This window comes from Pseudomonas jinjuensis (assembly GCF_900103845.1).
GTDB lineage: Bacteria > Pseudomonadota > Gammaproteobacteria > Pseudomonadales > Pseudomonadaceae > Pseudomonas > Pseudomonas jinjuensis.
This window is the reverse complement of sequence record NZ_FNIJ01000005.1, coordinates 176392-189244: the sequence shown is the minus strand read 5'-3', so window position 1 is coordinate 189244 and position 12853 is coordinate 176392. Positions and strand designations below refer to the sequence as shown.

Here is a 12853-nt window from a genome sequence, read left to right as displayed (position 1 = left end):
ATGACACATTATGTATACAAACAGAGCTGAGTTAAATCGCATTCATCCCGGCTGGGCAAAAAACGCTCAGCGCAGAGCATTGCGCCCCTATATCGAATGGCAACAACGAGATTTGCCGACACTTTCCTACGAAGTCTGCCTCTACTTGTCAGATAATTTTGGTCTTATTGACAGCAAACAAATGAGCTTTACGCTTTCTGCTCTTGGCCACTGGCACAAGGAGAATAATTTCCCTGATCCTACAGCAAGCCCATCAGTCATCGAGTTGCTACGTCAAATCAAATGCAGGACACCCAGACAGACCTGCCCTTCACTTCAACTGCCAATTTCAATAAACGATGTAATATATCTATCCGAACTATATGGGCGCCAGTTTTCTCCTGAGATGGCGCTAGGCGAAGACCGCCGCGACAATGAGACAAGGAAAGTCTCAAGCCCAGCATTTATAGCCCTTCGCAATAGGGCGATCTTATTGATAGCATTTTGGTTCGGACTTGCTACCAGAGAGGTGTGCAAGCTTACGAAAGATGATCTACACATAACAAAGAATACGATTAAGATCACCGCAAATCGCCTCAGCCCCAATGGAGGTAGAGAGAGATATTCTTTTCAGATTACTCGACTTCCATTGCTCTGTCCTTTGGCAGCGATAGAAGACTGGTTAGCTCATTCGGGAAGCTCGACCCACTATATATTTTCCTGTGCAAGCCGCCCCACACGAACCACCCCAGTTACCTCTAGAACTGTGCAGAGTAGTTTCAAAAAATTAATGTCGACGCATGCCGGACCTCCGCGCAACACCCGATCACTCCGCTACAGTCTTTACTTCTTTCTTATAGATAATGGTTGGTCTCGTCGGAAAATACTAAAATACGCTCCATTTTATATAAGCCATGCCTCTAAGACGCGCGTAGGAAAAACCCAACGAGATAGGGATAAGGATCGTCCCGAAATATCTCCTGAGCACATATCATCCATACTCTTGGCAATCGAGAACAGCTTGTATCGGTCCGCTTATAACAAAAAGCAATAAAATCACCGCCACCACACTAAATCGCTTCGCGCACGTGTGAATCTTTAGTTGCGGACAATTCGGTTGGCTTTTTATAAGGCCTGCCATTAGAAACTAAATCTTTGAAAATTTTCATAATGGCAAAAATTAGGCTTATGATTTACAAGGATTTTACGCGCCAGGATAATTCCAATCTTTAGTAATGAGCGCTTGAATAGACGCGGCAGCGGCGGCGGCCGTTAGGCATCTTATGCAGTGCGGTAGTAGCTGTTTGCCACGATGCAGGGCAAAATCCCGCATGCACTATCGTGATATCAGGAACAGAAATTCATGACATGGCCCGTCACTTTGCAGTTGGATGAGAGAGCCTATTCACTCAGCGTGGCGCAACGAACGGCTTACAGCGTGGCTGACGATTTTGCGGTGGAAGTGCAGTCGCAGGAACACCGAATTACCCTGGTCGTCATGCCAAATTCGGCCTCGGTCACCGCTGAATCACTTCCCAGCGACCACGTCCGAGCGCTGATACTGCAGCAGCTGAACGACTTCGCTCTACGTGAACGAGTCCAGCAGGAAACCGCCGGAATCAGGGAAACATTGATCCTCACTGCGTTCGCCGGCTGCAGCCGCTGAATGAACACCGTGATCATTACGGATAGCCGCTATCGACTGCTGCCCTTCCGGTTCATGCGCTTGAGCTGCGGAAGCACGCGAGATGTGCTGATCACCGCGGACACCGGCGAGTACTTATTTGTCTCGGGTAACCAGTTGCGCGAGCTGCTGGACAAGCGTCTACATCCCGGGACGCCTCTGTACAAGGATCTGCTGGCCCGTCACTTCATCTACGAGCCCTGGGGCCATGACCCGCTCCCTGAAATGGCCGCGCAATACCGCAGCCGCAAGGACTTCCTCCTGCAGGGCCCGGCGCTGCATCTTTTCGTGGTGACTTTGCGCTGTAATCACACCTGCCAGTACTGCCAAGTCTCACGGGCACCGCTTGGCGGCGACGGACATGATCTGTCCGAGCAGAATGCACTCGATGCGGTGGAGCGAGTGTTCGAGTCGACGTCGCCTGTTCTAACCGTCGAGTTTCAGGGTGGGGAGCCCTTGCTGGCCTTCGCGCGCATCCGCCAGATCGTCGAGCGCGTGGTCGAGCGCAACGAAACAGAGCAGCGCGACATCCAGTTCGTCATTACCAGCACGCTGCATCACCTCACCGATGAAGTCCTCGATTTCGCGCAAACCCACGGCATTCAATTCTCCACTTCGCTGGATGGTCCGGCTGCGCTTCACAATGCCAATCGGCCGACACCCACTCGGAACTCCTACGAACGAACCCTGGACGGCATCCAGCGAGTCCGTGCGCGTCTGGGTCACGACGCTGTATCAGCACTTACGACACTCACTGCTCGGAGCCTGGAACAGCCACGGGCAATCATCGACGAGTATGTGAAGCAGGGTTTCTCCAGCATCTCCCTGCGGCCACTAAGCCCCTATGGATTCGCCTCCAGGAGCTCGCAACGCCTTGATTATCCGATGGAGCGCTACGTAGGTTTCTACAAGGAGGCGCTCGCTTATCTGCTGGAGCTGAACCAGCAAGGCACCTACCTCTCGGAAGGCTATACCGCGCTACTGCTGAACAACGTTCTAACGCCCTTCTCTTCCGGCTACGTCGATCTACGTTCTCCGGTGGGGGCGGGTACCGGCGCTCTCGTTTACAACTATGACGGATATGTCTATCCGTCCGATGAAGCCCGGATGCTGCTGGAGATGGGAGAAGACGGATTGCGCCTCGGCAGTGTTCGGCAACCACTGCATGAACTCCTGAACGCCCCGGCCATGAAGCTCCTCCTGGGGGCGGGCATTGCCGAGGCACTGCCCGGCTGCAGCGATTGCGCGCTGGTCCCCTATTGCGGCGCCGACCCGATCGATCACTTCGCCCGCCAGGGCGATCCAGTGGGTCATCGCGCCTTCAGCAGCTTCTGCGAGAAGAACATGGGCCTGCTCCAGCATCTCTTCGGTCTGCTGAGAGATGGGGACGACGATATCCAGCGTGTACTGCTGTCCTGGCTGAGTCGGCGCTCCTTCGCTGACATTCCTTACGCCGGTTACACGGGGTAAGCCATGCTGCGCAGAGAGACCCAATTCGACATCCTGCACCTTCCCGGCCCACGCCTGTTGAAGGTGATCACCGCCAACGAGCTCATCGAGAAAGGCACGGCCGCCTGCGCTGGCCACGCGACCTTCGACGACCTGGTGCTCTGGATCGAGGCGCACGAACTGCGGGAGCACCCAGGCCTGCTGGCATTGCCTGTGGGAGGTTTCCTGAGTCCCGAGCAGGAACCGCTCGATCTGCCCGAAGGCGTGTTGCAGCTTCGCGCACCGAAGGACCCGCAGGTCGTTCGCCCTGGGGACGTCATCGCCCTCACCCCGGCCAGCAATCTCGTGCGTGTGCTGTACCGGCGCGGCGCAAATTCCAACCTGCTGTTCATCACCAACCGCTGCAACAGCATGTGCCTAATGTGCTCACAGCCGCCGAAAGACATCGATGACCGCTGGCACACCGAAGAGAACCTGCGCCTCATCGACCTGATGGACCCGGGTGAGGAGAACATCGGCATCAGCGGCGGCGAACCGACGCTGTATCGCGAAGGACTGCTGGAGATCCTGGCCAAGTGCAAAACGGTTCTGCCGGAGAAGTCGATCCATTTGCTCAGCAATGGTCGGCTGCTGAAAGACCCGAGCTGGATCTCCGAGTTGAGACATCTGGACCATCCCAGACTGAGCTGGGGCATCCCGCTCTACGCCGATAACGCAGGTGATCACGACCATCTGGTCCAGGCATCCGGAGCCTTCAGCGAAACAATGCAGGGGTTGTACAACCTCGCGCGAGCCAGCCAAGTGGTGGAGATTCGCGTAGTGCTCAATCGCCTGACCACACCGAGGCTGGCCGAGCTGGCTCATTTTGTGTTCCGCAATCTCCCCTTCGCTCGCCACGTCGCCTTCATGGGTATCGAAAGCACCGGACTGGCGAAGAAACACTACGATGAACTTTGGATCGATCCTCTGGACTACCAGGACCAGCTCGGTCAGGCCGCCTACTTCCTGCATAACCGAGGCATGCCGGTCTCCATCTACAACCTACCGTTGTGCCTGTTGCCGGCGCATCTGTCGCGTTTTGCCCGGCAGAGCATTTCTGACTGGAAGAACTTGTTCATCGACGCCTGCCAGACCTGTGCTGCAACCAGCCACTGCGCAGGCTTCTTCAAATCCCACACCGCTCGCTGGCAAAGCCGCGGTATCCGCCCGCTGACCTCGGAAGAGTTCACTGCCTACGCAAGGAGCGCCCCATGAGTCTGCTCGATCGCTGGAAGGTCCTGATCGGCCATATCACCCTCCTGCCAGTGGCCAGTACGGCTTTTGCCCAGGCCAACCAATTGCCCCTCGCCGACAGCGTATGCTCGCCCCGTAGCGACACTCAGCCACCGGTATTCACCAATACGCTGAACGCCCCCGATACGGTGAACATCTACGCAGCACACAGGTCGCACAGCTCACACCGATCGCACAGCTCTCATAGATCGCATAGTTCACACTACAGCGGCTCGGGCAGCTACAGCGCTCCGCGCTACTACAGCCCACCACCGGCGCCAAGCTACACACCCAACCCCTCTTACAGTTCTCCCAGCACCTCAAGTGGTGGCAATCAGTCCGGCAACAGTTCTGGAGGTAACTCCAACCTCAACAAATTGACATCGCCCTCAGTGAATACCTCTACCTCCAGGACCATACCCACTCGCCCATCTGCCGGGGAGCTGTCCAACCTGGTCATACGTGTGCAGACCGCGCTGATGGTGCGTAAGTATTACGAAGGCGCCCTTGACGGGATCCTGGGTAAAACTACCCGCGGTGCGCTTATGTCATTCCAGATGGATGCTGGCTTGGAAATCAATGGCCGAATGGATACCCCTACGCTTAATGCATTGGGCATTCGTATTCCTTAACCGCACTGCTGGTACAACCATGACGATGCATGACATCAAATCCAACTTGTATCCATGCGCGCATTGTGAGGGCAGTGGGACCTGCCGTAATGGTGAATTACAACTCTCCTGCGCCGCATGCATTAAAGAGAATGAACTAAAAGGTAAAAGCTTCGCAGGTTTACCCTGCATGGTCTGCGGTGGAATCGGTCAGGCCGAGCCCAGGACTGAACGCTTGAACAAACGCCTACCCGCGCTAGTTGGCTTCTTCGTGATATTCATGTTGCTTCTGGGCGTACTAATATGCGGGATACTTCAGAGCCGCTATTTTAGTGAGGTCCTGGCATTCTCTGGCCCTTTGATCGGCAGCGTGCTGGCCTACTACTACTCGACCCAACGACTGTCGACGAACTAGCACCGTGTCGCCCCTACAAGGCTACGCGACTCATCACCCAATCAACAACATCGGGCGTGGACAGTCTGTCTGCCATATTCGGCCCAAGCCTTGAACACCTTGTGGTTACCGCCCTTGGTCTTTACAACGTCACCGGTGTGCGGATTTTTATAAATATTGATCGTGCGTGCGCGGCAGGTTGGCTGATCACCAGGCGAACCACAGCCAACTATCTCAAGGCAGCGAGTCCGGATTCGGAATAGCCACTACGTCGCACATGTAACTTACCGTACCGATTCATTCGGCCAGTACTCTGCTCTCCCACGCTCCTCTTCTTTCTCTCTATCCTCACAGCGCTTCCTAGCAATACGCGCACAATGACAAAATTCAAGTTCAGCTAAGCGCTGATGTGTCGATTTCATTTTTCTTGAAAATCGAATTCAAAAAGCCTGACATTCGGAAACCATAATTTCTTGATTTTCTTACAACCCGGGTTCAAGAAATCTTGAAAGGCATTGGACGCGTAATTTCTCACGATGAATTGGAATTTTTTCACTTAAAAGTGAAATGAACGCACCAAATGAGTGCGGAGTGTAACAAGCAGGAACCTCGGAGCCGCTTGGGATGATGATGAAGAGGAGCAGTCGGAAGGGCCGGCGAGCATTTGCTCACCGGCCTTTTTACATTGGGAAGCGGCCTACTTTCAGCCGCGCACTGCCTGCTAGTCATACCCGACAGAGACCGGCCAGTCGCAGCCCCTCATCAGGCCCAATTCACAGTCGTTCGCTGCCCAAGGCCAAGGTTGTTCAGGAGAAGCACCCTTCCCGGCTGGCGAAGAAGCGAATACCGGAGGTGGTTCGGCCATCCTCAAGTGGACTGGATCTGCTTCGATCACATCGCGCAGATCAGGTGTGGATTGCCCGTGAGGCCCCTTGAACGGGATGCGGGGCAACCCTTGCAGCCACTCCAGATGCCTGTCGGATGGTGGTCTTCTTGCGCAGCCTGCAATCGCTCGAAGCCTTCCTGTGGAAGGTCGCGGCCTGGCCCATTTTCTTTCCGCGAACGCTCTGGCGAGTGCTGCGCAACCCCATCGACGTTTCGCTCTATACCCGCCGACAGCTCAAGCAGCAGCCTGACCGGCGCTTCAGCGGCATGCTCAGCCCGCCGCTGATGCTGATCCTTTCCATCGTCCTTGCCCATCTCGTCGGCTTCGCCATGCCGGATCGGCCTTCGCCACTGGTTTCCGGCGAGTTGCCGAGGCTGCTGGTGCGCAGCCTCGGCTACGGCCTGTATGCGCTGCTGCCGGCCACCTTCATCGCCATTTCCAGGTTCATCGTCGCCACCCTGATCGTCCTGGCCCTGATGGATCTGCTGCGGTCCACATCCATTACGCATATCTGACCCCGGCCGGCCGCCATTTACAGGTAGCGTGCACGCGCGATAAAACACACTATCAAATGCATTATCTTCTCATTTATATTAGCACTAGCCTTCAATCTGCCTGCCTCGTAACGCCGTGCCACATGCCCCCTCCAAGCTGTCGTTAGTCGCGACGCTGATTCGCCACTACGACGAGTTGGTCGATTCTGTGCGTCGCCGCTTTGGTGACCGGCATGCCGCACGCGAGGTGGTGCATGATGTGTGCGTGCACTTGCTGGAGTCTCCTGACAGGGACGATGTGCGGGTACCCTTGGCACTCCTGCGCAAGATCGCTTTCGACCACGCCAACAGCCGCTATCGCAGCGAGCGACGCAGGCTGGACTGGATCGACGAGCAGATAGAGCTGACAGGTGTCGTCTGCAGCGCACCAGGACCGGACGTTCGCCATGCAACTGCTCATGAGCTGGAGCGGCTCTGTGCTGCCATTGCGGACCTGCCGCCGCGATGCCAGCAGGTTTTCGTGATGCACAAGATTTATGAGCACCCTCGGCAAGAGGTCGCCGACTACCTGGGAATCTCGATCAAGGCCGTGGAAAAGCACCTTAAACTCGGGATGACCCGATGCCGTGAAAGGCTTGGCTACCAGGACCCTGCGTGATGACGCGCCCCACTCCCCGCCCGGACGAGTTCACAACGGCAGACGACGCCATCGCGCGCCATCGCGAGGAACTGAAGAAGCGCTTTCCGCTTCCCTCGCCGTCGAAGAAGCCAAAACGGCCAGGCCCCGCCACGCTCGGAGCCTCGATCGCCGTGCTGGGGCTTGCCGGCGGCCTGTTCTGGCTGGACCCAGCCTACAAGACCGAACAGTTCAACAGTGGGGCTGGCCAGCGTCAGCTCATCGAACTGGCGGACGGCAGCCGCATGACGCTGGACAGTTCGAGTCGAGTGGCAGTCAGCTGGCATCTGCGTACGCGCCAGGTGGAACTGCAGGCCGGACAGGCGCTGTTCGACGTGGCCCCGGCTCGCTATCGGCCGTTCCATACCCTCGCCGGCGCGACCAGGATCATCGTGGTGGGCACCCGTTACAACGTAAGCCGCGTACAGGAAGACGTGCGCGTCACGGTGGAGCAAGGCAAGGTCAGTGTGCTCGGGCGGGACGCCGGTCTCATGCTGCTGCCCGGCGACCAGGTGCTCGTTCACGACGGTCAGCTGGGACGCCGTTCGCAGGTCGACGCGAGCGCTGTCGCCGCCTGGGCCGAAGGTCGCCTGGTGTTCGATCGAACACCGTTGCGTGAAGTACTGGATGTCATTCGTCGATACCGGCAGATCTCGATCCGCCTGGATGACGACAGCCTGGCGCAGCTTCCGGTGTCCGGCACCTTCGACAGCGCTCGCCTGGATCGCATGCTGGCCTTGCTGCCGAAGATCCTGCCAGTGAACGTGGCGGCGGATGCCGACGGCGGTCTGCTGGTAACTCGAAAAGCGCCCCGAAAATAAATTTGAATTCGAGGTAGGGTTTTGTCCTCGCTGTGGCGGCTATCTCCAGGAACAGACAATCCCTTCCTGGAGAACAATCAGTGAGAACCCCGACCCGGCGCCATTCCCTGTTGGCCAGCAGCTTGCTGCTCGGCCTGTCGTCGATGGTGCAAGCGGCCAACGAGATCAACTTCGATTTGCCCGCTGCGCCTCTTGAAAAGTCGCTGAATACCCTGGCGACTCAGTCCGGCACCCAGATTCTCTTCTCCAGCGACATCGCAACCGGCAAGCGGTCGCCTGCGCTGCGCGGTCGTTTCTCCACGACGGAAGCGCTGCAGCGCCTGCTCGACAATAGCGGCCTGCAGGTTCAGCAGCAGGATGAGCACACCTTCATCGTGGTGCCGGGTGAAGCGGCAACACCCAGCGTGAGTTCGGCCGATGCCACGCCGGTGGAACTTGCGCCCATGGAAATCACCTCTTCGCGGACGTCGAGCGCGCTGGTTCCCCAAGCCCGCCAGGTGAACGTCATCGAGCGCGAGCAGCTGGAACAGCTTCGCCAGGGCTCCGACAACCTGGCCACCCTGCTGGCCAAGAGCATCCCGGGCATGTCGGACTCCAGCCGCACGATCACCGACTACGGGCAGACTCTGCGCGGCCGCACCATGCTGATTCTGGTCGACGGCGTTCCGCTGAATACCAACCGGGACTCCTCGCGCAACCTGGCCAATGTCGATCCGGCCCTGATCGAACGCGTGGAAGTGATTCATGGCAGCAACGCCATCTACGGCGCCGGCGCTACCGGGGGCATCATCAACATCACCACCCGCCCGGCCGGTGGAGAGGCACGTGCAGAAACCACGCTGACCGGTTCCTCCTCGCTGACCCAGCTGGATAACGACAGCCTCGGCGGCGAACTCCAGCACCATCTCGCCGGCTCGCAAGGACAGGTCGACTATGCCCTGGACCTGGGTGCCCGCCACATCGGCGGCGCCTTCGATGCCAATGGCCATCGCATCGCGCCGGAACCCAGCCAGGGTGACCTGTTCGACTCCAACACCTACAACATTGGCGGAAAACTGGGGCTGCGCCTCGACCAAGATCAGCGCATCCAGTTGGCGCTGAATCACCTCGACGCCAGGCAGGACAGCGACTACACGTCCGATCCGTCGGTTGCCGCCCTGCCGCCGGGGTCCGTCCCGGCACGCCCCCTGAGTGGCCTCGAACTGGACGAGCAGAACCAGATCAAGAGCACCATCGCCAACCTCGAGTACAGCCACCAGGACCTGCTTGGCAGCAAACTGTCGGCCCAGCTCTACTACCGCGACTACTTCACCCGCTTCACGCCCTTCGATGCACGTGGTGTGGCCACCCGAGGCCGCAACGTGGACCAGGTGATGCAAAACAGCGAAGTCTTTGGCAGTCGCCTGACGCTCCGGACACCGTTGGGCGAAAACACCGAACTGGTATGGGGCGGAGACCTCAACCGCGAGCGCAGCAACATGCCCCTCGACATTTTCGATCCGGCGCTCTACGACGCCAGCGGTGGTCGTGTGTTCGAGAAGATCGGCGAGCTGACCTACATGCCGGACCTGACCACCGTCAGCACCGGCGTGTTTGCCCAGCTGCAGCACCGCTTCGACGACCAGTGGTCCATCGATGGCGGACTGCGTTACGAATACGCCACCGCCGAGTTCGACGATTTCATTCCACTGTCGGAAATCCAAAACGCCAACCCGGCGACCGTGCAGGGTGGCAAAGTCCGCTACGACGACGTGCTGTCCAACATCGGCGTGACTTTCTCGCCGGTGGCTGGCCAGGAGATCTACGCCGCGTTCAGCCAGGGCTTCCAGTTGCCCGATATCGGCGTACAGATCCGCAACGCCCGCCGTGGTTTCGACATCGACTCGTCCGATCTCGAACCGGTGAAGACCAACAACTACGAACTGGGCTGGCGTGGAGTGCTCGGCGAACAGACCCTGGCGTCGCTCGCGTTGTTCTACACCACCTCCAAACTGGGCGATGTGCAGAGCTTCAACAATGGCCTGATCCTCACCCGTACCAAGGAACGCGTGTACGGCATCGAAGGCAGTGCGGATTGGCTGACCTTCGACGAAGTCTGGGGTGCGGGTGGAACCTTCACCTGGATGAAGGGCCGCGAACAACCGGAAAATGGCGATTGGCAGGACATGACCGGCTTCCGCATACCGCCGCTGAAGCTGACCGCCTATGTGCAGTTCAAGCCCAGCAGTGACTGGAGCAACCGCTTGCAGGCCACCTACTTCGCCAGTGAGGATTATCGCCTGAACGGCCAGACCAGCTTCGGCCGCCGCGATGTCGACAGTTACACCACGGTGGACCTCGTCAGCGACTACCGGCTGAGCGACACCGACAAGGTGAGCGCGGGCATCCAGAACCTGTTCAATCGCGACTACTACCCGCTCTACAGCCAGCTGATGCGTAACAACAACAACACCAGCCACTTGCCTGCCCCGGGCACAGTCTTGACGGTCAGCTATAGCCACCAGTGGTAAGCAGGCCTGCGCGCCGAACGGCTCCCGGGTCGAGGACCGGTCTGATGGCCGCCATGGACCGTCCCTGGGGCGGCAGGCTGATCGATACCGGCCGGCCCCGCCGTCCTGATCGCCGACCTGCTGCCGATAGGAACAGCACTGCTGGGAGTCCTGCCGGGGCATCAACGTCTCCCATTCAGGACCTGGTGCGGGCCGGCCTTCGTCGGCCGACAGGACGCGCAGGGTCGACTGGTAGTCGCGCACCGGCGCCGGTCCGTGGAGGATGGTGTAGCTGCGGCGGGCTTCGTTGAACTCCAGCAGGCGCCCGGTGATGGTGTCGCCCTCGACGTTCTTCAGCGTGCGGAGCCGGCCACCCTCGCTGGGGACGCTCAGGGCGGCGTGGTCCTCGTTATCATCCAGCGCTGACCGAAGCGCCTTCCCCCCGTCTCCCCCCGACCAGACCTGCCAGCAGCACGGTCACCCGAGCAGATAAGGCGCCTGCGGGCCCAGGCGCTCCATCAGTACCCTGAAAGCACTTCACCAGCAGCCGCACGGTTCTTCGCATCGATGCGCAGGTCCGGCTTGAAGATCTTGCCAACCGGGGTGAATGGCATCTCCTCGATCAGGAACACGCGCTTGGGTCGGGAAGGTGGCTCGCTGACGCGACTGCACACGAACGCGCGCAGCTCCTCTGCAGTGACTGTCGCGCCGGGTTTGAGCGTGACGTACAGCACTGGAAGCTCCCCGGCATACTCATCGGGAAAGCCTATGGCCGCTGCGTAGAGCACATCGGGATGTTGTGACCGCTGCGAATGATGATGTCCTTGCTCCTGCCGCTTATGACGAGGCGCCCATCAGGCCTGAAGTAACCAAGATCGCCACTGGCCATCCAGCCATCGTTCAGCACCTTCGCTGTTTCGGCTGCATCGGTGTAGCCCAGGAAGACGTTGCGTCCCCTGACGAAGATCTCACCCTGCTCCAGTTGAGCATGACCGGAGCCTGGGACACCGATGCAAACCTCCACACCCTCGACAGGCATGCCTACGGTGCCCAACTTCCGACTCGACGTCGAGTTGCACGAGGTGATGCCGGAGGTCTCCGTCATGCCGTACAGCTCGATCAGCGGCGCCTGTGCACAGGCTTCCAGCCTGGCGGCGATCTCGGCAGAGATGGGCGCGCTGCCGGTAAAGATCCCTCGCAGTCGAGAAAGGTCGGCATCGCCCTTCGGCTTATCCAGGATCGCCGAGATCGAAGTGGGGACCAGCGCCGCCAGGGTGATTCGCGCCTCGTCGATCAGGCGCCAGGTAGCGTCAAGGACCTTCGGGTTGCGCATGCCGAAGGCCGAAGGAAACACCACGGTCGCTCCGCACAGCAGCGCACCGAGCGCCGCATTGATCAATCCGCCTACGTGGAAGAGCGGCAATCCCGAAAGAATGCGATCCCCTTCCGTCATCCCCGCCCCCCGGCTATAGGCATCACTGGCGAAGATGATGTTGGACGTCGAGAGTTGCGCGAGCTTGGGAGTCCCGGTGGTTCCTCCCGTGCCGAAGATCAGCGCGACCTCGTCCTGCTCACGCTCGATGTCGACGCGCCCGGCGGCACCGCCGATGAACTCGGCCCAGGTCCTGAACGCCGATGCACCGGGAACGACAGGGATCTCGATGATCTTCGATGCGTCGATACCTGAAAGTACCAGCGGACCCATCACGTCGAGCATCGGGCTTTTCCCCAGCGACACTATTCGCTTTACCGCGAGTGCGCCGAACTGGGCCTTCATGGCCTCAGGCGAAAGCAGTACGTTGACCGGGTGTGCGACGCCAAGGCTCGCGGCGGCAATGATGGCGATGAGGCTTTCCGGATTGAGTGCCGGAATCACGCCGATGACATCACCCGGCCTGACGCCGTCGTTGATGAAGGCAGAGATCGCCGCCTCGACCGCTGCGTCCAGTTCCCGGTATGTGAGGACCTGGGCAGGTAACTCCGGGTCTGGATAAAACACGATGGCGTCCTGCCCGGGATACCTGCAGGCCACACTGCGGATAGCTTGGAAAAGGCTGTTCATTGCCGTCCCTTATGGAAGAGATTCTTGTTGTTGGTA

At 59.0% G+C, this 12853-nt stretch carries 12 protein-coding genes; 9 read left to right on the top strand and 3 right to left on the bottom strand.

Annotated elements, in window-relative coordinates:
* Positions 1–10 precede the first annotated feature (10 nt).
* The 5 genes from BLR75_RS27340 to hxsA all read left to right on the top strand — a co-directional run bounded on the left by BLR75_RS27340 (position 11) and on the right by hxsA (position 5016).
* Positions 11–1033, top strand: a complete 1023-nt coding sequence (locus BLR75_RS27340; protein WP_084310589.1) for a tyrosine-type recombinase/integrase — start codon at positions 11–13, stop codon at positions 1031–1033.
* Positions 1034–1342: 309 nt separating this feature from the next.
* A complete protein-coding gene (gene hxsD / locus BLR75_RS09030) occupies positions 1343–1645 on the top strand; it encodes a His-Xaa-Ser system protein HxsD (RefSeq protein WP_084310590.1) in 303 nt (100 codons plus the stop codon).
* On the top strand, positions 1646–3133 hold the full coding sequence (gene hxsB / locus BLR75_RS09025) for a His-Xaa-Ser system radical SAM maturase HxsB (protein WP_084310591.1): 1488 nt from the start codon (positions 1646–1648) through the stop codon (positions 3131–3133). It begins immediately after the preceding gene.
* Between the two features lie 3 nt (positions 3134–3136).
* Positions 3137–4366: a His-Xaa-Ser system radical SAM maturase HxsC gene (gene hxsC, locus BLR75_RS09020; RefSeq protein WP_084310592.1), complete on the top strand. Its 1230-nt coding sequence runs from the start codon at positions 3137–3139 to the stop codon at positions 4364–4366.
* Positions 4363–5016 (top strand): His-Xaa-Ser repeat protein HxsA, encoded by a 654-nt coding sequence (gene hxsA, locus BLR75_RS09015; protein WP_084310593.1) that lies wholly within the window; start codon positions 4363–4365, stop codon positions 5014–5016. The genes hxsC and hxsA overlap by 4 nt, the downstream gene beginning before the upstream one ends.
* 435 nt (positions 5017–5451) lie before the next feature.
* Here hxsA and BLR75_RS27335 read toward each other — a convergent pair whose 3' ends face one another.
* Positions 5452–5565, bottom strand: a complete 114-nt coding sequence (locus BLR75_RS27335; protein ID WP_425439001.1) for a hypothetical protein — start codon at positions 5563–5565, stop codon at positions 5452–5454.
* A gap of 817 nt (positions 5566–6382) precedes the next feature.
* Here BLR75_RS27335 and BLR75_RS09000 point away from each other — a divergent pair.
* From BLR75_RS09000 to BLR75_RS08985, 4 genes are all read left to right on the top strand, one after another.
* Positions 6383–6790, top strand: a complete 408-nt coding sequence (locus BLR75_RS09000; RefSeq protein WP_139207003.1) for a hypothetical protein — start codon at positions 6383–6385, stop codon at positions 6788–6790.
* Positions 6791–6905: 115 nt separating this feature from the next.
* The gene (locus BLR75_RS08995; protein WP_084310596.1) at positions 6906–7427 is read left to right on the top strand and encodes an RNA polymerase sigma factor; all 522 of its coding nucleotides are present in this window, start codon (positions 6906–6908) and stop codon (positions 7425–7427) included.
* Complete coding sequence (locus BLR75_RS08990) at positions 7427–8266, top strand: FecR family protein (RefSeq protein WP_084310597.1); 840 nt, start codon at positions 7427–7429, stop codon at positions 8264–8266. Before BLR75_RS08995 ends, BLR75_RS08990 begins: the two co-directional genes overlap by 1 nt.
* A gap of 143 nt (positions 8267–8409) precedes the next feature.
* Positions 8410–10776: a TonB-dependent receptor gene (locus BLR75_RS08985; RefSeq protein WP_371858113.1), complete on the top strand. Its 2367-nt coding sequence runs from the start codon at positions 8410–8412 to the stop codon at positions 10774–10776.
* Positions 10777–11273: 497 nt separating this feature from the next.
* Here BLR75_RS08985 and BLR75_RS08975 read toward each other — a convergent pair whose 3' ends face one another.
* Positions 11274–11543, bottom strand: a complete 270-nt coding sequence (locus tag BLR75_RS08975) for an AMP-binding enzyme (protein ID WP_084310599.1) — start codon at positions 11541–11543, stop codon at positions 11274–11276.
* Complete coding sequence (locus BLR75_RS08970; RefSeq protein ID WP_084310600.1) at positions 11522–12817, bottom strand: class I adenylate-forming enzyme family protein; 1296 nt, start codon at positions 12815–12817, stop codon at positions 11522–11524. The genes BLR75_RS08975 and BLR75_RS08970 overlap by 22 nt, the downstream gene beginning before the upstream one ends.
* Positions 12818–12853 lie beyond the last annotated feature (36 nt).